Source organism: Micromonospora sp. AB353 (assembly GCF_049538395.1).
Lineage (GTDB): Bacteria > Actinomycetota > Actinomycetes > Mycobacteriales > Micromonosporaceae > Micromonospora > Micromonospora aurantiaca.
The window spans coordinates 1-26,598 of the sequence record NZ_JBMVFV010000023.1 but is presented as its reverse complement, the minus strand read 5'-3'; the positions used below and the strand labels follow the sequence as shown (position 1 = coordinate 26,598).

At 72.3% G+C, this 26,598-nt stretch carries 22 protein-coding genes and 1 pseudogene; 7 read left to right on the top strand and 16 right to left on the bottom strand.

The window, feature by feature from the left end:
* Window positions 1-27: 27 nt before the first annotated feature.
* The gene (locus tag ACPCK6_RS12870; protein WP_396880835.1) at window positions 28-501 is read right to left on the bottom strand and encodes a hypothetical protein; all 474 of its coding nucleotides are present in this window, start codon (window positions 499-501) and stop codon (window positions 28-30) included.
* Window positions 502-611: 110 nt separating this feature from the next.
* Between ACPCK6_RS12870 and ACPCK6_RS12865 the strand changes: the two genes are divergently transcribed.
* Complete coding sequence (locus ACPCK6_RS12865; protein ID WP_423481210.1) at window positions 612-1,895, top strand: MFS transporter; 1,284 nt, start codon at window positions 612-614, stop codon at window positions 1,893-1,895.
* Window positions 1,896-1,952: 57 nt separating this feature from the next.
* On the opposite strand, the gene ACPCK6_RS12860 is transcribed toward ACPCK6_RS12865, so the two are convergent.
* The 3 genes from ACPCK6_RS12860 to ACPCK6_RS12850 form a co-directional block, all read right to left on the bottom strand.
* A complete protein-coding gene (locus ACPCK6_RS12860; RefSeq protein ID WP_423481209.1) occupies window positions 1,953-3,695 on the bottom strand; it encodes a bifunctional metallophosphatase/5'-nucleotidase in 1,743 nt (580 codons plus the stop codon).
* A 401-nt stretch (window positions 3,696-4,096) separates the two neighbouring features.
* Window positions 4,097-4,789, bottom strand: coding sequence for a histone deacetylase (locus tag ACPCK6_RS12855; RefSeq protein WP_396880832.1), 693 nt, complete (start codon window positions 4,787-4,789; stop codon window positions 4,097-4,099).
* A gap of 12 nt (window positions 4,790-4,801) precedes the next feature.
* Window positions 4,802-5,581, bottom strand: coding sequence for a phosphodiesterase (locus ACPCK6_RS12850; protein WP_423481208.1), 780 nt, complete (start codon window positions 5,579-5,581; stop codon window positions 4,802-4,804).
* A 178-nt stretch (window positions 5,582-5,759) separates the two neighbouring features.
* Here ACPCK6_RS12850 and ACPCK6_RS12845 point away from each other — a divergent pair, with 178 nt between their 5' ends.
* Complete coding sequence (locus tag ACPCK6_RS12845; RefSeq protein ID WP_396880830.1) at window positions 5,760-7,217, top strand: GGDEF domain-containing protein; 1,458 nt, start codon at window positions 5,760-5,762, stop codon at window positions 7,215-7,217.
* Between the two features lie 163 nt (window positions 7,218-7,380).
* Here ACPCK6_RS12845 and ACPCK6_RS12840 read toward each other — a convergent pair whose 3' ends face one another.
* Window positions 7,381-8,442, bottom strand: a complete 1,062-nt coding sequence (locus ACPCK6_RS12840; protein WP_423481207.1) for an aspartate-semialdehyde dehydrogenase — start codon at window positions 8,440-8,442, stop codon at window positions 7,381-7,383.
* Between the two features lie 6 nt (window positions 8,443-8,448).
* Window positions 8,449-9,714 carry an aspartate kinase gene (locus ACPCK6_RS12835; protein ID WP_135242401.1) on the bottom strand — a complete coding sequence of 422 codons (1,266 nt, stop codon included), beginning with the start codon at window positions 9,712-9,714 and terminating at the stop codon, window positions 8,449-8,451.
* Window positions 9,715-9,952: 238 nt separating this feature from the next.
* Between ACPCK6_RS12835 and ACPCK6_RS12830 the strand changes: the two genes are divergently transcribed.
* Window positions 9,953-10,714, top strand: a complete 762-nt coding sequence (locus tag ACPCK6_RS12830; protein WP_396880828.1) for a hypothetical protein — start codon at window positions 9,953-9,955, stop codon at window positions 10,712-10,714.
* A 10-nt stretch (window positions 10,715-10,724) separates the two neighbouring features.
* On the opposite strand, the gene ACPCK6_RS12825 is transcribed toward ACPCK6_RS12830, so the two are convergent.
* On the bottom strand, window positions 10,725-11,711 hold the full coding sequence (locus ACPCK6_RS12825) for a DUF5937 family protein (protein ID WP_377624541.1): 987 nt from the start codon (window positions 11,709-11,711) through the stop codon (window positions 10,725-10,727).
* Window positions 11,712-11,789: 78 nt separating this feature from the next.
* Between ACPCK6_RS12825 and ACPCK6_RS12820 the strand changes: the two genes are divergently transcribed.
* Together ACPCK6_RS12820 and leuA are read left to right on the top strand one after the other, a co-directional pair.
* Window positions 11,790-13,064, top strand: coding sequence for an MFS transporter (locus tag ACPCK6_RS12820; RefSeq protein ID WP_423481206.1), 1,275 nt, complete (start codon window positions 11,790-11,792; stop codon window positions 13,062-13,064).
* Window positions 13,065-13,302: 238 nt separating this feature from the next.
* Window positions 13,303-15,048: a 2-isopropylmalate synthase gene (gene leuA / locus ACPCK6_RS12815; protein ID WP_396848964.1), complete on the top strand. Its 1,746-nt coding sequence runs from the start codon at window positions 13,303-13,305 to the stop codon at window positions 15,046-15,048.
* A 121-nt stretch (window positions 15,049-15,169) separates the two neighbouring features.
* Here leuA and ACPCK6_RS12810 read toward each other — a convergent pair whose 3' ends face one another.
* Complete coding sequence (locus ACPCK6_RS12810) at window positions 15,170-16,612, bottom strand: MFS transporter (RefSeq protein WP_423481205.1); 1,443 nt, start codon at window positions 16,610-16,612, stop codon at window positions 15,170-15,172.
* A gap of 108 nt (window positions 16,613-16,720) precedes the next feature.
* On the opposite strand from ACPCK6_RS12810, the gene ACPCK6_RS12805 reads away from it, so the two are divergent.
* Complete coding sequence (locus ACPCK6_RS12805) at window positions 16,721-17,380, top strand: HNH endonuclease family protein (RefSeq protein WP_396880826.1); 660 nt, start codon at window positions 16,721-16,723, stop codon at window positions 17,378-17,380.
* A complete protein-coding gene (locus ACPCK6_RS12800) occupies window positions 17,362-17,808 on the top strand; it encodes a hypothetical protein (protein ID WP_396880825.1) in 447 nt (148 codons plus the stop codon). Before ACPCK6_RS12805 ends, ACPCK6_RS12800 begins: the two co-directional genes overlap by 19 nt.
* A 52-nt stretch (window positions 17,809-17,860) precedes the next feature.
* Here the strand turns inward: ACPCK6_RS12800 and ACPCK6_RS12795 are convergent, their stop codons facing one another.
* The 8 genes and pseudogenes from ACPCK6_RS12795 to ACPCK6_RS12760 all read right to left on the bottom strand — a co-directional run.
* Entirely contained in the window at window positions 17,861-18,964 is a 1,104-nt protein-coding gene (locus ACPCK6_RS12795; RefSeq protein WP_396880824.1) for an ABC transporter ATP-binding protein, read from the bottom strand.
* The gene (locus tag ACPCK6_RS12790; RefSeq protein ID WP_194803311.1) at window positions 18,961-20,076 is read right to left on the bottom strand and encodes an ABC transporter ATP-binding protein; all 1,116 of its coding nucleotides are present in this window, start codon (window positions 20,074-20,076) and stop codon (window positions 18,961-18,963) included. Before ACPCK6_RS12790 ends, ACPCK6_RS12795 begins: the two co-directional genes overlap by 4 nt.
* 11 nt (window positions 20,077-20,087) lie before the next feature.
* Window positions 20,088-21,056, bottom strand: coding sequence for an ABC transporter permease (locus ACPCK6_RS12785; protein WP_396880823.1), 969 nt, complete (start codon window positions 21,054-21,056; stop codon window positions 20,088-20,090).
* Window positions 21,053-22,057, bottom strand: coding sequence for an ABC transporter permease (locus tag ACPCK6_RS12780; protein WP_194803309.1), 1,005 nt, complete (start codon window positions 22,055-22,057; stop codon window positions 21,053-21,055). Before ACPCK6_RS12780 ends, ACPCK6_RS12785 begins: the two co-directional genes overlap by 4 nt.
* Before the next feature lie 78 nt (window positions 22,058-22,135).
* Window positions 22,136-23,797 carry an ABC transporter substrate-binding protein gene (locus tag ACPCK6_RS12775; RefSeq protein WP_396880822.1) on the bottom strand — a complete coding sequence of 554 codons (1,662 nt, stop codon included), beginning with the start codon at window positions 23,795-23,797 and terminating at the stop codon, window positions 22,136-22,138.
* Window positions 23,798-24,118: 321 nt separating this feature from the next.
* Window positions 24,119-24,712, bottom strand: coding sequence for a recombination mediator RecR (recR, locus tag ACPCK6_RS12770; protein WP_366594525.1), 594 nt, complete (start codon window positions 24,710-24,712; stop codon window positions 24,119-24,121).
* Window positions 24,713-24,720: 8 nt separating this feature from the next.
* Window positions 24,721-25,029 carry a YbaB/EbfC family nucleoid-associated protein gene (locus tag ACPCK6_RS12765; RefSeq protein ID WP_228533033.1) on the bottom strand — a complete coding sequence of 103 codons (309 nt, stop codon included), beginning with the start codon at window positions 25,027-25,029 and terminating at the stop codon, window positions 24,721-24,723.
* A gap of 108 nt (window positions 25,030-25,137) precedes the next feature.
* Window positions 25,138-26,598 (bottom strand): annotated as a pseudogene (locus tag ACPCK6_RS12760) (DNA polymerase III subunit gamma and tau); the annotation flags it as partial.

The following is a 26,598-nucleotide window of genomic DNA, read 5'->3' as shown; positions in this document are numbered from 1 at the left end:
CGCCGGCAAGCGCGCCGGCAAGAACCGTCAGTCGTGCGTCTCCGTCCGCGCCACCTCGGCGAACGCGGCGGTCAGGTACTCGGCGAACGGCCGCCCGGTGACCGCCAGCAGGTCGGCCACCAGCAGCGGCGCGTGCCGGGCGATCGCCGCCGGGTCGGGCGGGTTCTCGTCGTCACCCGGGTCGTAGACGCCGAGCGCGCCGGCCAGCAGCACCAGCAGCACGTGCGGGTCGACGTCGGGCCACCACGTCGCCGCCGACCGGACGCACTGTTCCAGCACCTGGCGTACGTCGTCGCCGTCCAGCCCGTCCGGGTGGCCCTCCTCCAGCAGCAGCCGGACCACGCCGCCGAGCACCAGCCCGGACCGGTCGGCGGCGGCCAGCCGCGCGACGGCCGGGGCGTACGCCTCGGCGTCGCGGGCCTGCGCGGCGCTCACCGCGTCGGTGGCCGTCTCGGCGATCTCGCGGGCCGGTGCGGGCAGGTGCCGCCAGGTCGTCGTCACCGGCCCAGCATGGCAGAGCACGTGTGCTCGCTCACCTTCCGGCCCGGCGACCGCGCATGTAAGGGGTAAACGGGTCGCGGTAGTCGTACCCGCCGAACAGAATCCCTGCCATGCTGCGCCGCGCCCTGCCCGCCCGTCCCGAAGCCCGCCGGATCCTGCTCGGCACCCTGTTCTCCGCTGTCGGGCGCGGCCTCACCCTGCCGTTCCTGTTCATCTACCTCACCGACGTACGCGGCCTGACCGACACCCGGGCCGGGTTGGTGATCGGCTGGTTCGGCGCTGTCACGCTGGCTCTCTCGCCGCTGGCCGGCACGTTCATCGACCGGTTCGGCGCGCGCCGGGTGGTGTTGCCCTGCCTGGTCATCGAGGCGATCGGCACCGGCTCGCTGGCGCTCGTCGACTCGACCGCGTCGGCGTTCGGCGTGATGACGCTGATCGCCGTCGGCAGCTCGGCGATCTGGGCCGGGCAGAACACGATCCTCGCCTCGCTGACCGACGACGGCGAGCGGCAGCGCGTCTTCGGGCTCAACTTCGCGCTGCTCAACCTGGGTATCGGTACCGGCGGCCTGATCTCCGGCGCGGTGGTCGACGTGGCCCGCCCGATCACCTTCGAGGTGATCTACCTGCTGGACGCGGTGAGCTACCTGACCCCCGCGCTGATCCTGCTCGCGCTACCACACGTCGGGCGCCGCCCGGCCGTGGCCGCCGGCGCGAAGGCTGACGACCGGAGGACCGGCGGCTACCTCACGGTGCTGCGGGACCGGCCGTTCCGCCGCCTGGTCGTCTTCGGCCTGGTGCTCACCACCTGCGGGTACGCGCAGATCGAGGTGGGCTTCGCGGCGTACTCGGTCCGGGTGGTCGAGGTGACGCCCCGGGTGGTGGCGTGGGCGCTGGCCGCGAACACCGTCATGATCGTGCTCTCGCAGTTGCTGGTGATCCGGCGGCTGGAGGGGCGCAGCCGTACCCGTGCGCTCGCCACCGTCGGCGCGGTCTTCGCCGGCGCGTGGCTGGTGCTCGGCGCGGCGGGGGTGGTGGGCAGCGGCAACGCGGTGCTCGCGGCGCTCGGCGTGGTGGCCTGCTCGGCGATCTTCGGGTTCGGCGAGACGATGCTGTCGCCGGTCATGCCCGCGATCACCAACGCGCTCGCCACCGACGAGCTGCGGGGCCGGTACAACGCGATGAGCTCGATGATCTTCGGGATCAGCGGCGTGGTCGGCCCGGTCACCGCCGGTCCGCTGATCGGCGCGGCGAACGGACGGGTGTGGGTGGCCGTCGTGGTGGGCGGCTGCCTGGCCGCCTCGGTGCTGGCGCTGTCGCTGCGTCCGCTGCTCACCGCCGCGCAGGACGGCCGCCTGGCGGCCGTCGAGGCGCCCGAGCCGGCCCGGGTCGGCTGACACGCGAACGGGCCCCGGAGCGAACGCTCCGGGGCCCGTCGGTGCTGCGGTCGGCCGTCAGCCGGCAGCTACCTCGGTGGTCGTGCGGATCCGGTCCAGCGCCGGCGGGGAGACCGGCGACTTCTCGGTCAGGTACCCGGTGAAGGCGTCCAGGTCGATCTGGCCGGTCACCGCGTTGGTGCCGCCGGTCAGGACGCTGAAGCCGTCGCCGCCACCGGCGAGGAAGTTGTTCACGGTGACCCGGTAGGTGGCGGTGTCCGTCACCGGGGTGCCGTTGATGGTGAGGCTGCCCCGGACCACGCGGGTGCCGGCGCACGGCGTGCCGGCCGGCGCGGTGGTGCCGTTGACGTCCACGACGTAGTTGACGGTCGAGGACGCGTAGAGCACGCGCGCGACGGTGAACTGCTGCTCCAGCATGCAGTAGAGCTGCGCGCCGGTCAGGTCCAGCGTCACCAGGTTGTTGGCGAACGGCTGCACGGTGAACGCCTCGGCGTAGGTGACCGGGCCGGCGTCGAGGTCGGCGCGGACGCCACCGGGGTTCATGAACGCGGCGACCGCGTTCTGCTCGGTGTCCGTGGCGGCGAGCTGGGCGTCGGCGATCAGGTTGCCCAGCGGCGACTCACCGGTCTGGTACGTCGGCTTGCCGTTGGCGTCGACCCCGGTCTGGTACAGGTTCTCCTGGGTCTTGGTGATCGCGGCGGTGGTCTCGCCGACGACCCGATCGGCCACCGGGCCGAGCGCGGTCTTGTACCGGTTGATCAGCTCGGTCGAGGCCGGGTCCTTCTCGACGTCCCGGGTGACCACCACGTTGTTGGCGGACGCGCTCACCACGTCGCGGGTACGCGGGTCGATCTTCAGGTCGATCTGGGTGACCAGGCGGCCGAACGAGCTGGCGCTGGTGACCAGCTTGTTGTTGATGTTGCAGTTGTACGCGGCGTGGGTGTGCCCGCTGACGATCACGTCGATGGACGGGTCCATCCGGTTGGCGATGTCGACGATCGGGCCGCTGAAACCGGTGCAGTCGTTGATGCCGCCGCCGTTCTGCACGCCGCCCTCGTGCAGCAGCACGACGATGCTCTTGACCCCGAGCAGGCGCAGGATCTTGGCGTACTTGTTGGCGGTGTCGGCCTCGTCGGTGAACCGCAGGCCGGCGACGCCCTGCTGGCTGACGATGTTCGGGGTGCCCTCCAGGGTCATCCCGATGAAGCCGATCGGGACACCCTTGACGATCTTGATGCCGAACGGCTGCATCAGCGGCAGGCCGGTCGAGGTCTTGAAGGCGTTCGCCGAGAGGTACGAGAACTTGGCACCGCCGAACGGGGTGCCGTCGGCGCAGCCGTCCACCGGGTGGCAGCCGCCGCGCTGCATGCGCAGCAGCTCGGCCGCGCCCTCGTCGAACTCGTGGTTGCCGACGCTCGCGAACTCCAGCCCGGCGAGGTTCATCTCCTCGATGGTGGGCTCGTCGTGGAACGCGGCGGACAGCAGCGGCGAGGCGCCGATCAGGTCGCCGGCGGCGACGGTGACGGTGCCCTTGCCCTGCCTCTTGGCCTCGGCGCGCATCGACTTCAGGTGGCTGGCCAGGTATTCCGCGCCACCGGCCGGCTGGCCGTCGATGGTGCCGCTGGACCCGCTCGGCGGTTCCAGGTTGCCGTGGAAGTCGTTGATCGCGAGCAACTGGACGTCGACCGGCTTCGGGCGGGCCTCGGCCTGGTCGGGGGTGACGGCGACAGCGGTGAACGCGGTCGCGGCGAGTGCGGCCAGGCCGACGGCGGCCCGGCGTCGCATCCCGGTGACGGACATGGAACTCCTCGTGAGATGCCGGTATGTGGCGTCCGGGCGATGGTGCGCCCGGCGACCCTGGTCCGTGCCGTGACAGGTGTCGATCGCGGAGGGCGGTACTCGGGGGAACGCCGCCCCGCCGGGGTAGCTTCTCATCCACCGGCCGCCAGGTCGAACGGGGTGGCATCAGGAATCGTCGCTGCCTCGGGCGGCCCGTACCGGTCTGCCGGACGAGTCGGACATGACGGTCAGGTGAAATTCCGCGCGGGGCACGCTGTCGATGCCCGCCACCGTCGAAGGCGCCGGCTCCCAGGGACAGGGAGCCGGCGCCGACGCTCATGTCACGCGGAAATCGTTGCGCTGGCAACCGTCCTTGCCGGAATCACCTCCTGCCGGACACCCATCGCGGACCGAACGGTCGTTCATGTCCGACGGTTCGGCATCCCGAGCGGACTGTCCGAATTCGACTCACTGTCGGGCGTGCCGGTTGGAAACCCGCTGTGGGCGGCGGCGACCAGCCTGCGCAACGCGGGCCGGGTCCACCGCCCGGCCACCCCCGGCCGGCCCGCCAGGTAGCCGACGGTCCGCGCGGCGTCCCAGCCGTGCGCCTCGCGCAGCCCGCGCGCCAGCATCCCGAGATAGATCGGCGCGGGGCGGGTCCACTGCACCTCCACCGCCCGGTGCGGCGCGGTGAACGTGAGCAGCGGCAGGCCCTCGTGGACGCCGACGCGCAGCAGCGTCTCGTAGCGGCCCGGCCCGAGCGTCGCCCGCCCGGTCTCGACCGCCGCGAGGATCCCGGCCAGGTCGGCGCCGAGCGGCCGGTACATCTCCTGCGCTGCGATGTCCGCGAACTGCTCGACGGTCACCAGGTAACCGCGCGCCGCCGCCCGCCCGGGCAGCAGCGGGTCGTAGAACGCCATGCCGCCGGTCCAGGCCCGCGACTCCCCGGCGAAGTAGACACCGCCGGGGATCAGCACCGGAACCGTCCGGCGCGGTGGCCGGCGGTCCCGGCAGCCGGGGTACGTGCGCAGCCCGCCCGGTGGGCACCCGCCACGCAGATACCAGTCGAGCCGGGCGGCGTGCAGGTTCGAGCCGTACGCGACGTACCAGAGCATCGGCGGCGCGGCTCAGAACCAGCAGGTGCGCCCGGCGGCGTGGCTGACCTGGACGGTGTGCGTCACGCAGCCGCCGTCGGCGATCCGGTGCAACAGGAAGGCGGTCGGCTCGGCGACGAAGCCCGGCTCCTCCTCGTCGGTCATGCTGAGGCTCACCTGGATCCAGGTGCTCGGCGCGGTGGTCAGCACCGTACCGGCGAACGCGCTGGTCACCTGGCGGTGCAGGTGCCCCGCGGCGACGCGTACGACATGGAGGTGACGGCCGACCACGGCGGCGAGCGCGTCGGCGTCGGCCAGGCCCATCGCGTCCATGCCCGGCACTCCCACCGCGACCGGCGGATGGTGCAGGCACACGACGGCGGGCACGTCGGTACGGCCGGCGAGCACCCCGTCCAGCCAGGCGAGCTGCTCGTCGCCGAGCCGCCCGCCGGGGCTGCCCGGGGTGAGCGAGTCGAGCACCACGAGCGTCGCGTCCGGCAGGTCGACGTGGTAGTGCGCCGAGAAGCCACCGGCCAGGTAGGGCGTGCCGCCGAACGTGTCGAGCAGCGACTCGCGGTCGTCGTGGTTGCCGGTCACCAGGTGCACAGGCAGCGGGAACGCGCCGACGATCTCGCGCAGGGCGAGGTATTCGTCCGGCCGGCCGTTGGCGGTGAGGTCACCGGTGATCACCACGCAGTCGGGCCGCGGACGCAGGGCGAGCACCGTGCCGAGCGCCCGGTGCAACCCGGACGCCGGGTCGGCCGCGAGCGGCCCGGTGGTCACGTGCGGGTCGCTGAGCTGGGCGATGAGCATCGGCCGCCTCCTCGGGTGCCCGGGCCCCCACGCTATCGCCGCGCACCCTCCCCGCGCAGGCCCGCTTCCGCCCACAGGCTGCGTCCACAGCCTGTGGATAGCACATGTGTACGAAGGTCGGCGGCGGTTGCGCTGAGTACCCTTGATCGCGACCCGACCCCCTCCGAGCAGGAACGACGTGGACCACGAGCGAGTCCTCCGCGACGTCACGGTGCGCCTTCCCACGGCGTCCACCGTCCCGGAGGCGTGCCAGTGGACCGTCGCCGCGCTCGCCCGGCACACCCCGGCGACCGCCACCGTCCTGCTCCGCGTCCACGACCGTCTGCGCTGCGTCGCCGCCACCGGCACCTGGCAGGTCTTCTCGCACGTACCGGCCACCGCCGACGGCACCCCGCCGGGCCGCCACCGGCCCGAACCCTCTGTGGTGCGGCGGGTCTACGCCTCCGGGATCACCGCCGCCGTGCCCGACGTCAGCGCCGACCCCGACTACCTCGAGGTCCGCCCGGACGTCACCGCCGAACTCTGTGTGCCGGTACGCGACCCGGACGGCCATCCCATCGGGGTGCTCGACCTGCAATGGAGCGAACCCGTCGTGCTCGCGGCGTGGCGGGAGACCGCCGAACTGGTGGCCGACCACCTCGGCGCGCGGATCGCCGCGCTCGGCGGGCCGCCGGCCGAGAGCCGTAGCGAGAAGCTGTTGCGGCACGCCGCCGCGTTCACCGCCGCGCCGACCGACTGGGATCTGATGACCGCCGCGCTCGCCGCGGCCCGGGACGTGTCGGCGCTCTCCGCCGCCGTACTGGTGCTCACCGGCCGGCGCGGCCCGCGCCTCGGCGCGCCCACCGGCACCCCTGGGGCGCTGGAGGCGCGCATCCGGGCCGAGCTGGACGAGGCCGGACCGGTAGCGCTGCACCGCATGATCGACCGGGCCCACCGGTACGGCTCGGCGTACACGCTGGGCGAGGCGGGCCACCCGCCCACCGAGGAGTACCTGCCGCTGACCCGGGCCGGCGCGCGCACGCTCGTGGCGGTGCCGGTCGGCACACCCGCCTCCGGTGGCGTGCTGCTCGTGGCCGACGAGCAACGCCTGTGCCCCGACCCGACCACCGTCAACCTGATCGAGTTGCTCGCCGGGCAGGCGTGGACCTGCCTGGACCGGCTGCGTACGCTCGCCCGGCTGCGCGAGCAGGCAAGCTCGGACCCGCTCACCGGGCTGCGGCACACCGGCCCGTTCGGGCAGCGGATCGCCACCGCCACGCCGGGGCGTACCGCGCTGCTGGCGATCGACGTGGACGGGTTCAAGGACGTCAACGACACGTACGGCCACCAGGCCGGCGACCGGCTGCTGGTGGGTCTGGCCCGGGCCCTCGAAGGCGCGTTGCGTCAGGGCGACGAGCTGTACCGGACCGGCGGCGACGAGTTCGTGGCGGTGATCGAGGTGAGCCGCCCGGAGGAGGCGGTCCGGATCGCCGAACGGCTCACCGAGGCGGCCCGCCGTACCGGCCGGACGATCAGCGTCGGCATCGCCCTGCCGCGCCCCGGCGAGTCTCCCGAGCGCACCCTGCACCGCGCCGACCAGGCCCTCTACGCCGTCAAGCGCCACGGCCGAGACGGCGTCCACCTCTCCGCCGCCTGACCCACCCCGCCCTCTCCCCGCCCGCCTCTCCCCGCCCCCCCTCTCCCAGCCCGTCGATCATGGAGTTGGCGGTGACAAATCGGGCGGCGATTGCCGTCAACTTCATGATCGACGGGCGCTGGGCGGGCGCGGGGCGGGGGCGGGGGCGGGGGCGGGGCGGGGCTTATGGGCGGGTCAGGTCCCTGGCCAGGAGTTCGGCTATCTGGGCCGTGTTGAGGGCGGCGCCCTTGCGGAGGTTGTCGCCGGTCACGAAGAGGTCCAGGGCGCGGGGGTCGTCGACCGCTCGGCGGATGCGGCCCACCCACGACGGGTCGGTGCCGACCGCGTCGATCGGCATCGGGAACTCCCCCGCCGCCGGGTCGTCGACCAGGATCACGCCCGGCGCGTTGCGCAGCACCTCACGGGCACCCTCGGCGTCCACCTCGGTGGCGAAGACCGCGTGCACGGCGACCGAGTGACCGGTCACCACCGGCACCCGTACGCAGGTGGCGGACACCTTGAGGTCGGGCAGCCCGAGGATCTTGCGCGACTCGTTGCGCAGCTTCATCTCCTCCGACGACCAGCCGCCGTCCGCCAGCGAGCCCGCCCACGGAACGACGTTGAGCGCCAGCGGCGCCGGGAACGGACCCAGCTCGTCGCCGACCGCCTGTCGCACGTCACCGGCCCGGGAACCGAGCACCCGATCCCCGGCGATTTTGCCGAGCTGGAGGTGCAGCGCGTCCACACCGGCCTGCCCCGCCCCGGAGACCGCCTGGTACGACGCGAGCACCAGCTCGCGCAGCCCGTACTCGCGGTGCAGCGGCGCGACCGCCACGATCATCGCCAGCGTCGTGCAGTTGGCGTTGGCGATGATGCCCTTGGGCCGGTTCCGTACCTGCTCGGGGTTGATCTCGGGGACCACGAGCGGCACGTCACGGTCCATCCGGAACGCGCCGGAGTTGTCCACCACCACCGCGCCGCGCGCGACGGCGACCGGGGCCCACTGCGCGGAGACGTCGTCCGGCACGTCGAACATCGCCACGTCGACGCCGTCGAGCGCGTCGGCGGTGAGCGCCTGGACGGTCAGTTCCTCGCCCCGGCACCGCAGGCGCCGGCCGGCCGACCGCTCGGAGGCGAGCAGCCGGATCTCGCCCCACACGTTGCGCCGGGAGGAGAGGATCTGGCACATCACCGTACCGACGGCACCTGTCGCCCCGACCACGGCGAGGGTGGGCAGCGACGCCACGGCGCGTTACCGCCCGGTGCCGGCGTAGACGACGGCTTCGGTGTCACCACCCAGCTCGAAGGCGTCGTGGATGGCGCGGACCGCCTTGTCGAGGTCGGTGTCGCGGCAGACCACGGAGACCCGGATCTCCGAGGTGGAGATCATCTCGATGTTGACGCCGGCCGCGCCGAGGGCGGCGAAGAAGCCGGCCGCCACGCCCGGGTGCGAGCGCATGCCCGCGCCGATGAGGGACACCTTGCCGACGTGGTCGTCGTACAGCAGGCCCTTGAACTTGACCGACTCCTGGATCTTGCTGAGCGCGGTCATCGCGGTCGGGCCGTCGGCCTTGGGCAGCGTGAACGAGATATCCGTGCGGCCGGTGCCCTCGGTGGACACGTTCTGCACGATCATGTCGATGTTGATCTCCGCGCCGGCCACGGTGTCGAAGATCGAGGCGGCGGCGCCCGGCTCGTCGGGCACGCCGACGATCGTGATCTTCGCTTCGCTGCGGTCGTGGGCGACCCCGGTGATCAGTGCCTGTTCCACAGGAAGGTCCTCCATCGATCCGGTGACCATCGTGCCGGTGTTGGTCGAGTATGACGAACGGACGTGGATCGGCAAGCCCGCGCGCCGCGCGTACTCGACGCTGCGCAGGTGCAGCACCTTCGCGCCGCAGGCGGCCAGCTCCAGCATCTCCTCGTAGGTGATCTGCTTGATGTGCCGGGCGTTCGGCACGATGCGCGGGTCGGCGCTGAAGATGCCGTCCACGTCGGTGTAGATCTCGCAGACGTCCGCCTCCAGCGCGGCGGCGAGCGCCACGGCGGTGGTGTCCGAGCCGCCGCGCCCGAGCGTGGTCACGTCCTTGGTGTCCTGCGAGACGCCCTGGAAACCGGCGACGATGACCACCGCGCCCTCGTCCAGCGCGCCCTTGAGCCGCCCCGGGGTGACGTCGATGATCCGGGCCCGGCCGTGCACCGAGGTGGTGATCACGCCGGCCTGCGAACCGGTGAACGAGCGGGCTTCGTACCCCAGGTTGTGGATGGCCATGGCGAGCAGCGCCATGGAGATCCGCTCCCCGGCGGTGAGCAGCATGTCCAGCTCGCGGCCCGGCGGCAGCGGGCTGACCTGGTTGGCCAGGTCGAGCAGCTCGTCGGTGGTGTCGCCCATGGCGGACACCACGACTACCACGTCGTCGCCGGCCTTGCGCGCGGCCACGATGCGCTCGGCCACCCGCTTGATCCGCTCGGCGTTGGCGACGGAGGACCCGCCGTACTTCTGCACCACGAGTGCCACGACGGTGCACTCCCTCCCAGCGACGACCCTGAGCGTGCCGACGCCGCCGGCGCTCTCGGTCCGGCGGCGCGTGTCAGACCGCCTCAGCCTATCGGGCGGCCCGCGACGCCGGGTCGGGTGATCCCACCATCCGGCCCCGGCGTGGGGCGGCTCACCAGCCCGGAAGGACGCGACACGCCAAGCGGTACAGCCGTACGGTGGGCTGACCTGGACCGTGTCCACGACGCAGAATGAGCCGGTGCACGCTCATCGACGTGCGGCCCGCCTGACCGGCGTGGTCGCGCTCACCCTGCCGGTACTGCTGGCCGCCTGCGACGGCGGCAACCCCGAGGCGGCGCCCACCGGCACCGCCGACCCGGTCCCGGTGCAGGTCGACGCCGCCCGCGAGGAACTGGCCGGGCTGGCCGCCGCGGCGCAGGACCGCCACCTCACCGCCACGTACGCGTTCGCGCCCGCCGAGGGCACGCCCCGCACGGTCGCCTTCACCAGCGCCAACGACGGCAGCTGGCGGGTCGACGTGCCCGGCTGGGGGCACGCCGGCACGGTGGACGTCTCGCTCGCCGGCACCTCCGACGGGCTGTTCCAGTGCGCGCTGCCCTCGGCCGGCTGGCCGCAGGCGGCGACCTGCGTCCGCCTCGGCGACGCCGACGATGCGGTGCCGCGCCGGCTCGACCCCCGCGTGCAGCACCCGTTCACCGACTGGCTGGAGGTGCTGACCGACAGGCGTGCGCCGCTCGCCGTCTCCCCGGCCGATCCGCTGCCGGGAGCCGACGGCCCCTGCTACTCGGTCGACAGCACCTCGGCGTCGCTGAACGCGCCGCTCGACGTGGGCATCTACTGCTTCCGGGAGGACGGCACACCGGCGGCGGTACGGGCCGGGTTCGGCACGCTGACACTGACCGGCGAACCCGGCGCCGCGCCGGGCACCGTCGAGCTGGCCGGCGCGGTGACCGACGGCGAGCCGGTCAGCCGGGACGCCCCGAGCCCCGGCACGCCCTGACGCGTCCCGCTCAGCCGCCCCGCGCCGCGCGGAGCAACGCGGCACCCACCTCGCTGTTGCGGTAGAGCACGTGCCGCCCGGCCCGGGACCGGGTGACGAGACCGGCGGCGTGCAGCGCGGAGAGGTGCTGGGACACGTTCCCGGCGGACAGCCCGGTGAGCCGGGCGAGGTCCGTGGTGGTCGTCGCCGCGTCGAGCAGGTGCAGCAACGCGGCCCGGCCGGCACCCACCACCCGGGCGAGCGCGTCGCCGGCCGGTTCGGGTCCGCGTTCCCACAGCGTCCCGACCGCCCGCACCGGGTACGCCCCGGCGGGCATCGAGTCCTCCAGCAGGTTCCACAGCACCCGCCGGTCGGTGAACACGCTCGGATTCAGCGCCAGCCCTCGCCCCCGCAGGTCGAAGTCCCGCTCGAACGGATCGTCGCTCACCACGCGGTCGCCGAGCCAGCGCAGGCTCGGGTGCAGCTGCTCGAACAACCGGCCGGCGCCACCCTCGGCGAGCTGGGCCGCCCGGTACGCCACGTCGGCGTCCAGCAGCGCCCGCATGCGCGGCCAGTCGGGGACGATCGCCTCCTCGTACCAGACCCGGAGCGCCTCGACGAGCTGCGGCAGCAGCCCGGCCGGGTCGGCGAGCAACGCCTGCCCGAACGGGCTCAGCGGACGGCTCGGAACGGTGGCCAGCAGATCCTGCACCACCACGTCGGGCGGCGTCGCCGCGATCTGGTCGAGCTGGTCCGCCATGTCCGTGTCCGGGCGGGCGGCCGGGGTCAGGAAGTCAGGTAGCCAGCGGCGCGGCCGGGCCAGGTCCGTCAACGGGCGGACCCGATCGGCCACCGCGGGGCGGCGCAGCGTCGCCCGGGCGCGGTCGATCCACGGCAGGTGCACCGCGTAGCGGACCGGCTCGGCCAGCGCCCACATGCTCATCACGGTCTCGTTGGCCGGCGACACCGCGAACCGCACGCCCGCCACGTCGGCCAGGTTGAACCGCAACTCGGACACGCGCACCCCCGGACGCCGGATTCGGCCCAGACTAAAAGGTTCGACCGGAGCGCGGGGGGCACGGTTTGCTCACCGGTCATGGGGGCCAGAGAAAGCATCCGCACCGCCGTCCGTCACGTCGTACCGCCTGCCGGTCTGACCCGCGCCCTGGCCGTGCAGGCCATGGTGTTCGCCGTCGGTCACGGCCTGTTCCAGGCGGGCAGCGCCGTCTTCTTCACCCGGGCGCTCGGGCTGAGTCCGGCCCAGGTGGGTCTCGGCCTCTCCCTCGCCGCCGGCGCGTCCCTGCTCGGCACCGTGCCGCTGGGCGGGCTCACCGACCGGTACGGGCCGCAGCGGGTGTGGATCGTCTGCCTGCTGCTGGACGCGGCGTTGTTCGCCGCGTACCCGTTCGTCGGCGGCTTCGCCGGGTTCCTCGCGGTGGTGATCGCGCTGGCCGTGACGGGCGCGGCGACCGGCGTCGCCCGCCAGGTCTACTCGATCAACGTGCTGCGCCCGGAGGAACGGGTCACCGCGATGGCCTACCAGCGCTCCTCGCTGAACGTCGGCTTCGGACTCGGCGCGCTGATCAGCGGCCTGGTGCTGGCCGTCGACACGATCTGGGCGTACCGCGGGATGGTCTGGTTCATCACCGTGGTCTTCCTGGTGACCGCCGGCTTCGTGCGCCGGCTGCCCCGGCTGCCGGAGGTGACCCGCACGGCCGAACCGATGAGCCGGCTGGCGGTGCTGCGGGACCGGCCGTTCATGACCGTCGCGCTGCTGTCCGGGCTGCTCACCGCGCACCAGACGCTCTACCTGACGGTGATGCCGCTGTGGATCCTCACCCGTACCGACGCGCCGAAGACGATCATCGCCGCGCTGGTGCTGCTCAACACCGTGCTGATCGTGCTGTTCCAGGTACGGGCCAGCCGGGGCGCGGACACCGCGCCGGGCGCGGCCCGGGCGTCCCGCCGGGGCGCGGTGCTGATCGCCCTGTTCTGCCTGGTCCTGCCGATCTCCGGCGCGACCCGGGGACCGCTCACTGTGGCGGTGCTGGTGGCCGCCGCGACGCTGCTCATCCTGGCCGAGCTGATCGAGTCGGCGGGCACCTGGGGACTGACCGCCACGCTGCCGCCCGCCGCCCAGCGCGGCGCGTACGTCGGCGCCTTCGGGCTCGGCTCCCAGTTGCAGTTCCTGATCGCTCCGGCCGGGCTGACCGCGCTCGGCGTGAGCACCGGCGGCTGGGGCTGGTACCCGGCGGCGGCGCTGTTCGTCCTGGTCGGGCTGGCGATCGTGCCGGCGGTGGCCCGGGCGGAGCGGACGCCTCGGCTACCGGGCGTGTCCAGGTCCGCCGACTCGGTGACTCTGATCCCATAGTCCGGACCAGCCTTCCCACCGCCCGTCCCACCACGTAGGGTGACCTTGTCATGTGGCGCGCGTACCTTCTCCTTGGCTGCCGCGACGAGGCCTGACCGGCCGGCACCTCGTCGCGGAGTCGCTACGCGCCGTCCAGCACATCCGATCTTCTTCTCGGCACCGCCGCGCACCGTCGCCCGGCAGCCCGCCGACACCTTTCCGATCTGCTGACGCCACATGTTCCAGGGAGCACTCCGAGATGGCTCAACCTGTCACCGCCACCGATCCCTTCGCCAGCCAGCGCCCCAGCCGGATGCCGGTCCACCGCTACGTCCCGTACGACAGGGAGTTCGGTGTCGACCTGCCGGACCGCTCCTGGCCGACCCGCCGCGTCGAGGCCGCGCCCCGCTGGTGCGCAGTCGACCTCCGCGACGGCAACCAGGCCCTGATCGACCCGATGTCGCCCGAGCGTAAGCGGCGGATGTTCCAGCTCCTGGTGCAGATGGGCTACAAGGAGATCGAGGTCGGCTTCCCGTCGGCGAGCCAGACCGACTACGACTTCGTACGGCAGCTGATCGAGCAGGACCTGATTCCCGAGGACGTCACCATCCAGGTGCTGACCCAGTGCCGGGAGCACCTGATCGAGCGGACCTTCGAGTCGCTGCGCGGCGCCCACCGGGCCATCGTGCACTTCTACAACTCCACCTCGACGCTGCAGCGCCGGGTGGTCTTCGGCCTGGACCGCGACGGCATCACCGACATCGCCACCCAGGGCGCGCGGCTGTGCCAGAAATACGCGGAGATCCACACCCCGGACACCGACATCCACTACGAGTACTCGCCGGAGTCGTACACGGGCACCGAGCTGGAGTACGCGCTGGAGGTCTGCTCGGCGGTCATCGACGTGATCGACCCGACGCCGGACCGGAAGCTGATCATCAACCTGCCGGCCACCGTCGAGATGGCGATGCCGAACGTCTACGCCGACTCGATCGAGTGGATGCACCGGCGCCTGCCCCGGCGGGACAGCCTGGTGCTGAGCCTGCACCCGCACAACGACCGGGGCACCGGCGTGGCCGCCGCCGAGCTGGGCCTGCTGGCCGGCGCCGACCGGATCGAGGGCTGCCTGTTCGGCAACGGCGAGCGCACCGGCAACGTCGACCTGGTGACGCTGGGCCTGAACATGTTCTCCCAGGGCATCGACCCGATGATCGACTTCTCGAACATCGACGAGATCAAGCGCGCCGTCGAGTACTGCAACCAGCTGCCGGTGCACGAGCGCCACCCGTACGCGGGCGACCTGGTCTACACCGCGTTCTCCGGCTCGCACCAGGACGCGATCAACAAGGGCTTCGCCGCGCTGAACGCCGACGCCACGGCGGCCGGGGTGCCGGTCGACGACTTCACCTGGGCCGTGCCCTACCTGCCGATCGACCCGAAGGACCTGGGCCGCACCTACGAGGCGGTCATCCGGGTCAACTCGCAGTCCGGCAAGGGCGGCGTCGCGTACATCATGAAGACCGAGCACCAGCTCGACCTGCCGCGCCGCCTCCAGATCGAGTTCTCCGGCGTGGTGCAGCAGGTCACCGACCACGACGGCGGCGAGGTCGAGCCGGGCGCGATGTGGGAGATCTTCGCCCGCAACTACCTGGTCGACCACCAGGTGGACCCGGCCGTCAAGCTGGCCGAATACACCATCGGCACCGTCGACGGCAAGGTCGAGATCGACGCCCGCGTCGGCTTCGGCGGCGAGACCCGCGCGCTCACCGCCGTCGGCAACGGCCCGATCGACGCGTACGTCAACGCGTTGCAGTCCCTGGGCGTGGCGGTACGGGTGCTCGACTACCACGAGCACGCGCTGTCCTCCGGTGGGGACGCGCAGGCCGCCGCGTACGTGGAGTGCGAGGTGGACGGCCGTACGGTGTGGGGCGTCGGGGTGGACGCGAACATCGTGACCGCCTCGATCAAGGCGGTCACGAGCGCGGTGAACCGCACCCGCGCCTGAGGTGCTTGAGGTGTAAGGAAGGGCCCCTTCTTAACGCATTCTGCATAGGAGGGGGCCCTTCTTAACGCCCGCGCCCGAATGGCCCGAGTGTTAACAAGGGGCCCTTCCTCTACCGGAGGCGTTAAGAAGGGGCCCTTCCTTCCCCCCGCCCGGGGCGGTGGATGAGCACGGCGGCGAGCACGGCCCCGGCCAGCAGCAGCCCCGCGCACCACGCCAACGCCCCCCGGTACGCGTCGGCGAGCGCGCCCTTCTGCTCGTACCCGGTGCCCGACAGCCCGACCAGCAGCGGCAGCGCGGCCACCGCGAGCAGGCCGCCGGCCCGGGACGCGGCGTTGTTGAAGCCGCTCGCCACCCCGGCGAACCGGTCCGAGACGGCGCCGAGCACCGACGTGGTCAGCGGCGCCACCACGAGTGTGAGCCCGGCGCCGAACAGCGTCACGCCCGGCAGCACGTCCACCCAGTACGACGCACCAGGCCCGACCCGCCGCAACAGCAGCAGGCCCACGGCGGCGATCACCGGGCCGACGGTGAGCGGCAGCCGGGGGCCGATGCGGGCCGACAGCGCGCCCGCGCGTGGCGAGCCGACCAGCAGCAGCACCGTCATCGGCACGGTGGCCAGGCCGGTGAGCAGCGCCGACCAGCCGACGACGTTCTGCAGGTAGACGGCGAGGAAGAAGGTGAACCCGCCGAGCGCCGCGTACACCACGACGGTAAAGACGTTCAGCACGGAGAACAGCCGGCTGGAGAACAGCCCGGTGGGCAGCATCGCGGTGTCGCCGCGCCGCCGCTCGACCAGCACGAAGACCACCACGGCGACCACTCCGAGCACCGCCGCGGCGAGCACCGCCGGGGAGTCCAGGCCGCGCGCCGGGGCGTCGATCAACGCGTACGTGACGCCGCCGAGCGCGAGCGCGCCGAGCAGCGCGCCCGCAACGTCGAACCGCCGCCCGCCCCCGGTACGCGAGATCTCCTCGTCCCGGCTCTCCGGCACCCAGCGCAGCGCGGCGAGCACCACGCCGACTGCGAGCGGCAGGTTGACGAAGAAGATCCACCGCCAGGAGAGCGTGTCGATCAGCCAGCCGCCGAGCAGCGGTCCGAGCGCGGTGGACACCCCGGACAGCCCGGACCAGGTGCCGATGGCCCGGCCCCTGTCGTCGGGGTGGAAGCTGGCCTGGAGCACGGACAGCGAGCCGGGGGTGAGCAGCGCCCCGCCGGCGCCCTGGAGGAACCGGGCGGCGACGAGCCATCCGGTGTCCTGGGCCAGCCCGCAGAGCACCGACGCCGCGGCGAACCAGACGACGCCGAGCAGGAAGACGCGCCGCCGCCCGAACCGGTCGCCGAGGGCACCGCCGAGCAGGACGAACGCGGCGAGCATGAGCAGGTAGCCGTTCACGGTCCACTGCAGACCGGCGACTGTGGCGTCGAGTTCGGCGCCGAGGCGCGGTAGCGCGACGTTGACGACAGTGCTGTCGAGGAACACCATGCCGGAGGCGAGGATCGCGGCGAGCAGGGTGCCGCGTCCGGCGGCGGAGCCGGTACGCAGCGCGGGAGCGGGTGCGGTCACGTCTCACCACTCTGCCCGCCGCCCATCCTCGACGCCACGAATCGCGGAAACCGCCGCCGGGTACTGTGCGGACTCGCCCGGAGCACGCAAGCTGGAGAGGTGTCGTCTGTGCGTACGAGATCAGGAGCCCGAGCCGGGCTGGCGGCCGCGCTGAGCGCGGTGCTCGCCCTCGGCGTGGCCGGCTGCGACGTGTCGGTCACCGAGCCGGAGGCGCCACCGAGCGCCGCCGGGAACGTCAACAAGCAGCTCGGTGAGCTCACAGTGGCCACGGCCGGGTCGATGAAGGGCTACAGCCGTTCCCGCTTCCCGCACTGGCGCGACACCGGCAAGAACTGCGACGTCCGCGACAGCGTGCTGCAACGCGACGGCGAGGGCATCAAGCTGTCCGGCTGCAACGTGGTGGGCGGCCGGTGGGAGAGCGTCTACGACGGTGTGGTGCTCAACGATCCGTCGGACGTGGACATCGACCACACGGTGCCGCTGGCCGCCGCGTGGCGGTCGGGCGCGGCCGAGTGGGACGACTCGAAGCGTGGCGACTTCGCCAACGACCTGACCAGGCCGCAGCTCATCGCGGTTTCGGCGCGGTCCAACCGGGCAAAGGGTGACCAGGATCCGTCCCAGTGGAAGCCGCCGAACCGGTCGTCCTGGTGTCAGTACGCGGCGGACTGGGTGACGGTGAAGCACTACTGGCGGCTGACTGTGACAAGTGCCGAGAAGGCCGCTCTCACCGACATGCTGGAGGGCTGCACATGGGCGAGCAAACCGTGACCGGGCCGGACGCCACACCGGCCCCGGCGGGCACGCCGGACACAGACGCCGCACCCGCCGGTCCGGCGTCGGCCGGGATGACGGCGGACGGCCGGCAGCCGGAGCCCACCGACGTGGCCGGGGCGGGCATGACCGCCGACGCGGTGCCGGGGGCGCCGGCCGGGGGCGCGCCGGGCGGACCGGCGGACCGCACCTCGGACATCACGGCCGGTCCGGGCGGGGTCATGACGGACGAGGTGGGCGTGGTGACCGGCGAGTTGACGCTGCGCACCGAGCACGCCGACGGCCGGGTGACGCTGCGGGTGCAGTACAAGGACGCCGACGAGTGGTACGCGGTCACCGGCGGTTCCGCGCCGCTGGCCGACCCGGCCGCGCTGGACGCCGTGCACACGATCGCGGTGGGCCTGCTCAACCGTCCCGAGGGCTGACAGACGAGAAGCGCGTCCCCACCCGGGCCGGGTGGGGACGCGCTTCGTCGTGTCAGACGTACGATCCGGGCTCGCTCGGCGCGGAGACCACGCCCGGCTCCTCGCCCTCGCCCTCCGGCCGGGTGACCTTCGCGGTCACCTCGTGCGGGCGCAGCTCACCGGCGGCGATCTGCTCGGCCCAGTGGCAGGCCACCCGGCTGGCGCCGATCTGGCGCAGTTCGGGCCGCTCGTCGGCGCAGCGGGTCGGCTGTGCCCACGGGCAGCGGGTGTGGAACCGGCAGCCCGACGGCGGGTTGGCCGGCGAGGGCAGGTCACCGGCGAGCAGGATGCGCTCGCGGCGGTCCTCCACGTCGGGGTCCGGCACCGGCACCGCCGACATCAGCGCCCTGGTGTACGGGTGCATCGGCTCGGTGTAGAGCCGGTCGCTCGGCGCCTCCTCCACCAGCGCGCCCAGGTACATCACGCCGACGATGTCGGAGATGTGCCGCACCACCGCCAGGTCGTGCGCGATGACCAGGTAGGTCAGGCCGAGGCTGTCCTGGAGTTCGTCGAGCAGGTTGACCACCTGCGCCTGGATCGACACGTCCAGCGCGGAGACCGGCTCGTCGGCGACGATCAGCTCCGGGCCGAGCACCAGGGCGCGGGCGATACCGATGCGCTGGCGCTGGCCGCCGGAGAACTCGTGCGGGTAGCGGGACAGCGCCCATTTGGGCAGGCCCACCGCATCGAGCGTCTCGCCGATGATCCGCCGCCGGTCGTCCCGGTTGGCGCCGATGCCGTGGGTCTGGAGGCCCTCGGTCAGGATCGACTCGACGTTCTGCCGGGGGTCCAGGCTGGACATCGGATCCTGGAAGATCATCTGCATCCGGCGGCGCATCGCGCGCAGCTTGCCGGCCGGGAGCGTGGTCAGCTCGACGCCGTCGAACTTCACCTCGCCGCTGGTCGGCGGGTTGAGCTGGAGCAGCGCCCGGCCCAGCGTGGACTTGCCGCAGCCCGACTCACCCACCAGCCCGTACGTCTTGCCGCGCGGAATGCTGAGGTCGACCCCGTCGACCGCCTTGACGTGCCCGACGGTCCGGTCGAACAGCACGCCCCGGCGGATCGGGAAGTGCACCTTCAGGTCACGGACCTCGACGAGGATGTCGTTGTCGCTCATGGGGTCTCCTCCTCGCGCGGAGCCGGTCCGAAGCCGGGCACGGCGGGCGGGTCGGCCGGTTCGGCCTGGGCCGGCACCGCACCCGGTTCGGTGGTCGTCGGCGCGGTCGCGCGGGCGTCCGCCTCCGGAGTCAGGCCGGGCACCGGCACCGGGTTGACGCAGCGGTAGCTGCGGGCGTCGTGGGTGATCACCAGCTCCGGCGGCTCGCCCACGCAGGCGTCGACGCGGCGGGCGCAGCGCGGGGCGAACGCGCAGCCGTCCGGCCAGGGCAGCACGTCGCGCACCGAGCCGGGGATGGGGTTGAGCCGTTCGCCGCGGCCGGCGTCCAGGCGCGGCACCGAACCGAGCAACCCCTCGGTGTACGGGTGCCGGGGCTGGCGGAACAGCGGACGGCGGGTGGCCGTCTCCACCACCCGGCCGGCGTAGAGCACGTTGATGGTGTCGCACATACCGGCGACCACGCCGAGGTCGTGGGTGATCATCACCAGCGCGGTGCCGGAGTCCCGGACCAGGTCCTTCAGCAGCTCCAGGATCTGCGCCTGGATGGTGACGTCGAGCGCGGTGGTCGGCTCGTCGGCGATCAGCAGCCGGGGCTGGCAGGCGACAGCCATGGCGATCAGCGCCCGCTGCCGCATGCCGCCGGAGAGCTGGTGCGGGTACTCCTTCAGGCGCCGTCGCGGGTCCGGGATGCCCACCCGGTCGAGCAGGGCCGCCGCCTCCTTGGTGGCCGCCTCGCCCTTCATGCCCCGGTGCCGGGCCAGCACCTCGGTCACCTGGAGCCCGATCGGGATGACCGGGTTCAGCGAGGACAGCGGATCCTGGAAGATCATCGCCACGTCCCGGCCGCGGATGTCGCGGCGGGATCGGTCGTCGAGCTGGAGCAGGTCGGTGCCGTCGAAGACCGCCTTGCCGCCCACGCGCAGGCCCGGCTGCTTGGGCAGCAGGCCCATGATGGCCAGCGACGTGACGCTCTTGCCGCAGCCGGACTCGCCGACCAGACCGACCACCTCGCCGGCGTCGACCGAGAAGGACACCCCGTCCACCGCGTGCACGGTGCGCTGCCCACGACGGGCGAACGTGACGGAGAGGTCGTCCACTTCGAGCAGTGCCATGGCTGACTGACCTACTTCCGCAGCTTCGGATCGAGAGCCTCGCGCATCGCCTCACCGAGCAGGGTGAACCCCAGCGCGGTGATGATGATGCCGAGCGCCGGATAGATCGCCAGGCCCGGCCGGATGCCCAGGTACGGCTGCGCGTCGGCGAGCATGACGCCCCACTCCGGGATGGCCGAGTCGGGGTTGCCGAGACCGAGGAAGGACAGCGCGGCCGCCTCGATGATCGCGGTCGCCAGCGTCAGCGTGGCCTGCACGATGACCGGGGCGATCGAGTTCGGCACCACGTGGGTGAGGGCGATCTTGGAGCGCTTCACGCCGAGCGACGTCGCGGCCAGCACGTAGTCGCTGTTCGCCTGCGCGATCATCGAGCCGCGCAGCAGCCGGGCGAAGATCGGCACGGACACCACACCGACGGCGATCATCACGGTGGTGAGGCTGGCGCCGAGCAGCGCCGCGATGCTCACCGCGAGCAGCAGGCTCGGCATGGCCAGCAGCATGTCGATGAAGCGCATCAGGGTGGTGTCGATCCAGCGGCCCCAGCGCCCGCCGAGGCCGGCCGCGGCACCGGCGACGCCGCCGATCAACGCGCCGACCGCGAGGCCGATCAGGGTGGAGACGACGCCGACGAGCAGCGTCTGCCGGGCCCCGACGATGAGCCGGCTGAACTCGTCCCGGCCCTGGTGGTCGAAGCCGAGCCAGTGGTCGGCGGAGGCGCCCGGAATGATGCCCTGGCCGGACTTGACCAGGCCCTCGCGGATGCCGATGGAGTCGGTCGGGCTGTACGGGACGAGGAACGGCCCGATGACCGCGACCAGGACGAAGACCGCCAGGATGACCACGCCGATGACGGCGGCCGGGTTGCGGCGCAGCCGGCGGAACGCCTCCTTCCAGAGGCTCACCCCCTGCTCGTCGTCGCGGGCGGCCAGTTCGGCGAGCCGGTCGATCTTCTCGCGCTTCTTGCCAGTGGTGATGGTCATCGCACCCTCACCCTCGGGTCGATCACGCTGTAGGAGAGGTCGACCAGGAGATTCACCAGCACGTACACCACCGCAATGATCATGATGAAGCCCATCAGCACCGGGTAGTCGCGCTGACTGATCGACTCGGCGACGAACGCGCCGATGCCGCTGAACGCGAACACGGTCTCGGTGAGCACCGCGCCGGAGAGCAGGAGACCGGTCTGGAGACCGATCGAGGTGGCCACCGGAAGCATGGCGTTGCGCAGCACGTGCCGGCGGCGGACGGTCCGCTCGGTCAGGCCCTTGGCCTCGGCGGTGCGGACGAAGTCCTCGTTCAGCACCTCCAGCACGCTGGCCCGGGTGATCCGGACGATGATCGCGAGCGGGATGCTGGCGAGCGCGATACCCGGCAGCACGAGGTGCCAGAGCGCATCGGCGGCGGCGTCCCACTCGCGGGTCATGAGCCCGTCGAGGACGAAGAAGTTGGTGACCCGGGTCGCGCCGATGGTCGGATCCTGCCGGCCGCTGGAGGGGAACCAGCCCAGGTTCTCCGCGAAGATCGCCTTGAGCACGTACGCCAGGAAGAAGACCGGGATGCAGATGCCGATGAGCGATCCGCCGACCGAGGCGTGGTCGAGGAACCGGCCCCGGCGGCGGGCGGCCAGGTAGCCGAGCGGGATGCCGATGCCGACCGCGAGGATCATGGCCATGATCGTCAGTTCGACGGTGCCGGGGAACCGTTCCACGAACTCCGTGGTGACGGCCCGCTTGGTACCGGTCGAGGTGCCCAGGTCGAGCCGGATCATCCGCCGCAGGAAGCGGGCGTACTGGACCAGGATCGGCTCGTCGAGGCCGAGGTTGCGCCGGATGGCGGCGCGCGTCTCGGGCGTGCCCCGTTCACCGAGGATCGCGGTCTCGGGCCCGCCGGGAAGTCGGTGGAGCCAGATGAACAGCAGGACGGAGAGCCCGAACAGCGTGGGTATCAGCTGTAGCAGGCGTCTGATGATGAACCGGAACACGGGCGCCTCGGAGGGTGTGCGGAGGGGTGCGGGCGGGCGCTGTGGTCACAGCGCCCGCCCGCGTACGGTGCCTTCAGATCACTTGAACTCTGCGGTCGCGTACCGCTCGTCGGTGAGCGGGCTCGCCTTGATCCCGGTCACGTCCTTGCCGAACACGATCGCCGGCGGGGAGTGCGAGATCGGCACACCCGGCAGGAAGTCCATGATCGACTTGTTCAGTGCCTTGTACTTCTCCGTACGGGCCGCCGCGTCGGCGGTGGTGTCGGCGTCCTTGAACTGCGCGAAGAGCTGGGCGTTGTTGAAGCCCCACTCGTCCTTCGGGCGGTCGAAGAAGGTGCCGATGAAGTTGTACGCGTCGCCGTAGTCACCGGTCCAGCCGAGGAAGTGCAGGTCGTGCTTGTTGCCGGAGGTGGTGGCGTTGAGGTAGTCCGGGCTCCACTTCAGCGGGATGGCCTGGACGTTGATGCCGACCGCCTTGAGGTCCGCCGAGAGCAGCTCGAAGATGTCCTTCGGGTTCGGCATGTACGGCCGGGTGACCTCGGTCGGGTAGTGGAACTTCAGCGTCAGGTTCGACGCGCCCGCCTCGGCCAGCAGGGCCTTCGCCTTGGCCGGGTCGTAGTCGTACTTGGTGACGTCGCCGTTCCAGCCCTCGACGGTGTCGGGCATGAAGTTCATCGCGACCTTGGCGCCCGGGGGCAGCTTCGAGTCGACAAGGGCCTGCCGGTTCAGCGCGTGCGCGATGGCCTGCCGGACCTTCAGGTCGGCCAGCTTCGGGTTCCCCTTCTGGTTGATCGCCAGGTAGAGGACGTTGAAGGCGGGCCGGGTGAGGACGTTGAAGCCCTCCTTCTTCAGCGGCTCGACGTCGGCCGGGCCGACCAGGTCGTAGCCCTGGATGTCACCCGAGCGGAGCGCCTGCTTGCGGGCGTTCTCGTCCGAGATCGTCTTGAAGATGATGGTCTTCAGCTTGGCCTTGTCGCCGTAGTAGTCGTCGTTGCGCTCGATGGTGAGCGTCTTGTTCGCGACGTCCCACGCCTTGAACTTGAACGGGCCGGTGCCGGTCGGGTGCTCCATCGCGTACGCGGGGTACTTGATGTCCTCGGCGGTGCCGGTCACGTTGCTGGCGTCGTACTGCTCCATCGCCTTGGGGCTCTGGATCGAGAACGACGGCAGCATCAGCGCGGCCGGGATCTTGCTGGAGACCCGGGTGAACGCCAGGTCCACAGTGGTGGCGTCCTTGGCGGTGCAGGACTTGAAGAGGCTCGGCGGCAGGTCCGGGTTCTCGTTCTTGGCGAACCCGCCCATGACGTCCTGCCAGTACGCGGTCACGTCCGGGCTCTGCATGAGGCCCTTGGCGTTGTACCAGCGGTCGAAGTTGGCGCAGACGGCCTCGGCGTTGAAGTCGGTGCCGTCGTGGAACTTGACGCCCGAGCGGAGCTTGAAGGTCCAGGTCGTGCCCGCCGCATCCGGCGTCCAGGACTCGGCGAGGCCCGGCGTCACCTTGGTGCCGCCCTCCTCCGGACGGACCAGGGTCTCGAAGACCTGGCGCGCCACGCGCAGCGACTCACCGTCGCTGGCGAAGCTGGGGTCGAGCACCTTCGGGTCTCCGGCGACGCCGAAGACGAGGGTGTCCTTCTTGCTATCTCCGGAGCCACTCTCACGGTCGCTCTCGGCGCAGCCTGCAACCGCGAGGGCCGCGACCGCGACGGCCGCGATTGCGACCTTCGGCCTGGATGCACGCATGGTGCTTCACCTCGTCCTTGGGGGTACGGACAACGTGGTGACAGGGTCACCGATGTGCGCAGACCTTAGCCCTCGGGTGGACGGCGCGGAAACGGGCGGGGGGCGGGTTGGTATCGAATCGTGTCTGTTCCGCAACGAGGCATACGAATCGAAGGAGGATCACTTGAGCTGCCGATGTTTCGTCGGCCAGAAGGCCGAATTTATTACGTCGATCCGGTCCCGGACGCACGTTCCTGTCAGATCGACGGACATGCCGGTCCGGCCCGGAGACACGTCCGGCGGGCACCCCGCAGGGCACCCGCCGGAGGCGGCACACTGGATTCAGACGGCCCGGCGGCCCTCGAAGGCCCGGCCCAGCGTGATCTCGTCGGCGTACTCCAGGTCGCCGCCGACCGGCAGTCCACTCGCGAGCCGGGTCACCGCGATCCCCATCGGCTTGACCATCAGCGCCAGATAGGTGGCTGTCGCCTCGCCCTCGGTGTTCGGGTCGGTGGCGAGGATCAGCTCGCGGATCTCGCCGCCGCCGAGGCGGGTCATCAGCTCACGGATCCGCAGGTTGTCCGGGCCGATGCCCTCCAGCGGATTGATCGCGCCGCCGAGCACGTGGTAGCGCCCGCGGAACTCGCCGGTCCGCTCGATCGCCACCACGTCCTTCGGCTCCTCGACCACACAGAGCACCTCGTCCGTGCGCCGTGGGTCGCGGCAGATCCGGCACTGCTCCGACTCGGCCACGTTGTAGCAGGTCGTGCAGAACCGGACCAGATCCTTGACCTTGCGCAGCGCGCCGGCCAGCCGGTTCACGTCGGCCGGATCCGCCGACAGCACGTGGAACGCGATCCGCTGGGCGCTCTTCGGGCCCACGCCCGGCAACCGGCCCAGCTCGTCGATCAGATCCTGGATGGCACCCTCGTACATCTGCCGGCTCAGAACCCGGGCAGGCTGAGGCCGCCCATGCCGCCCGCGACCGGGCCCATCTTCTTCTCGGTCAACTCGCGGGCCGCCTCGGCGGCGTTGTGCACCGCGGCGACCACCAGGTCTTCGAGCGTCTCGACGTCCTCCGGGTCGACCGCCTTCGGGTCGATCTTGATCGCCTTCAGCTCACCGGTACCGGCGACCGTAGCGGTGACCAGGCCCCCGCCGGCGGTGCCGGTCAGCTCCGCCTCGGCCAGCTCGGCCTGGGCCTTGGCGATCTGCTGCTGCATCTTCTGCGCCTGCTTCAGCATCTGCTGCATGTTCGGCTGTCCACCTGGGCGCACGGACCGCTCCTTCTTCCACTCGTCTGGTCGGCCGCGCCCAGCCTAGTCGGGCCACGGCACCGCTGAATCGCGGTCGGCGCGCGCTCAGCGCGCGTCCACCTCGTCGATCTTCTCCGCGCCGAACGTCTCGCGCAGCAGCTGCACCGCCTGCTCCTCGCTCGACTGCCGGGCGGTCCGCTCGTCGATCACGTCGTCGAGCGGCTCGTCGCCCGGATCGAACCCCTCGTAGGCGGGCGCCGCCGCGGGCGCGCCACCGCCCCGCACCGGGCCGTCGAAGTCCGGGTCGTAGGGCGGCTCGCCCGCCCACTCGGCATCGGCCGTCTTCCGCGCCGGCTGCGCCCCGCGCGGCCCCTTGCCGGGACCACCGCCCGCAGCGGCAGCCGCCGCAGCCGCCCGCGCCGCCGCGATCGCGCTGTTCTTCGGCCCCGCCGGCCCCGCCCCACCGGCGGGTGCCGGCGCCGCCGCGGGTGCAGCAGGCTTGGGTACGACGACAGGGGCGGTAGCGGTCGCCGTGCCCCCGCCCGGACGGGCCGCCGCCGGCCAGTCCTCCGTATCCCCGGTGCCCGCCGCCGAGGCGGTTCCGGCAGCCGCGCCACCGGGCCGAACGGGCTCCGGCCAGTCCTCCTCGCCGACCGGCCCAGCCGCAGCGGCCGGCGCGGTCGAGGATCGGGCCATGCTGTCGGGCTTCGTCGATTCCGGACGCCCGGCGGCACCGGAGTCCGGACGGCCCGGTCCCGGGTCGGGTGCGGTCGAGTGAGAGAAGTCTGCTGCGCTGCCGGAAGCGGGGCGCGCCTGAGCGGTGCCGGCCGCTCCGGGGTCCGGGCGACCGGGAGCGGCGTCGGACGCGGCACCCGTCGGGGCGGACGCCGGGCGGGGCGGTGCGCTGTCGGACGCGCTGCGGGCCGACGCGGCGTCGGCCTGCGCACGGCTCGCTCCGGACGGGCGGGACGGGCCACCGAGCGAGGCCGCGCCACGCTCCCCGGCCACCTCGCAGCGGATCTGCCAGCGGCCGCCCAGCTCCTCGTAGAGCGCATCGGTCAGCACTGCGGCGTGATCGGCCATCATCTTCGCCAGCACCGTCGACTTCACGGTCAGCACCAGGGTGTCGCCGTCCAGGTCGCGTACCACCGCGTCCCGCATCAGCGCGGCGATCCGCTTGTTGCTCCGGTTGACCTTGCCGACCACCTCGGGCCAGACCCGGCGTACCGCCACCGCGTCGAGCGCACCGGGATTCGCCGCGCCGGGGCGGGGCGGCTCGGGCGTGGCCGGGTCGGGCATCACCGCGGACGGCGGTACCGGGCGTCGGGCAGCGGCCGGACCGGACGTCGCCGAGCCGGCGGCGGCCCGCTCGGAGGCGGCCGACGCGGGGAACCCGGCGTCCGTGTCGGAGCGGACCCCGGCAGCCGCTGTCGCCTCGGTCGCCGCCGGGGCGAGACGCGGGCCGGATTCGGCGGCGGACGGGCCGGACTCGGCAGCCGCACCAGCCGGGGCGGGACGGGAGCCGGTAGCCCCGGCGGCAGAGCCGGGGCGGGAACCGGGGGCGGC

Coding starts and splice junctions, on each gene's coding strand:
- ACPCK6_RS12865 (WP_423481210.1), top strand. CDS start 612: ATGCTGCGCCGCGCCCTGCCCGCCCGTCCCGAAGCCCGCCGGATCCTG.
- ACPCK6_RS12860 (WP_423481209.1), bottom strand. CDS start 3,695: ATGTCCGTCACCGGGATGCGACGCCGGGCCGCCGTCGGCCTGGCCGCA.
- ACPCK6_RS12855 (WP_396880832.1), bottom strand. CDS start 4,789: ATGCTCTGGTACGTCGCGTACGGCTCGAACCTGCACGCCGCCCGGCTC.
- ACPCK6_RS12850 (WP_423481208.1), bottom strand. CDS start 5,581: ATGCTCATCGCCCAGCTCAGCGACCCGCACGTGACCACCGGGCCGCTC.
- ACPCK6_RS12820 (WP_423481206.1), top strand. CDS start 11,790: ATGGGGGCCAGAGAAAGCATCCGCACCGCCGTCCGTCACGTCGTACCG.
- leuA (WP_396848964.1), top strand. CDS start 13,303: ATGGCTCAACCTGTCACCGCCACCGATCCCTTCGCCAGCCAGCGCCCC.
- ACPCK6_RS12800 (WP_396880825.1), top strand. CDS start 17,362: ATGGGCGAGCAAACCGTGACCGGGCCGGACGCCACACCGGCCCCGGCG.
- ACPCK6_RS12795 (WP_396880824.1), bottom strand. CDS start 18,964: ATGAGCGACAACGACATCCTCGTCGAGGTCCGTGACCTGAAGGTGCAC.
- ACPCK6_RS12790 (WP_194803311.1), bottom strand. CDS start 20,076: ATGGCACTGCTCGAAGTGGACGACCTCTCCGTCACGTTCGCCCGTCGT.
- ACPCK6_RS12785 (WP_396880823.1), bottom strand. CDS start 21,056: ATGACCATCACCACTGGCAAGAAGCGCGAGAAGATCGACCGGCTCGCC.
- ACPCK6_RS12775 (WP_396880822.1), bottom strand. CDS start 23,797: ATGCGTGCATCCAGGCCGAAGGTCGCAATCGCGGCCGTCGCGGTCGCG.
- recR (WP_366594525.1), bottom strand. CDS start 24,712: ATGTACGAGGGTGCCATCCAGGATCTGATCGACGAGCTGGGCCGGTTG.
- ACPCK6_RS12765 (WP_228533033.1), bottom strand. CDS start 25,029: ATGCAGCAGATGCTGAAGCAGGCGCAGAAGATGCAGCAGCAGATCGCC.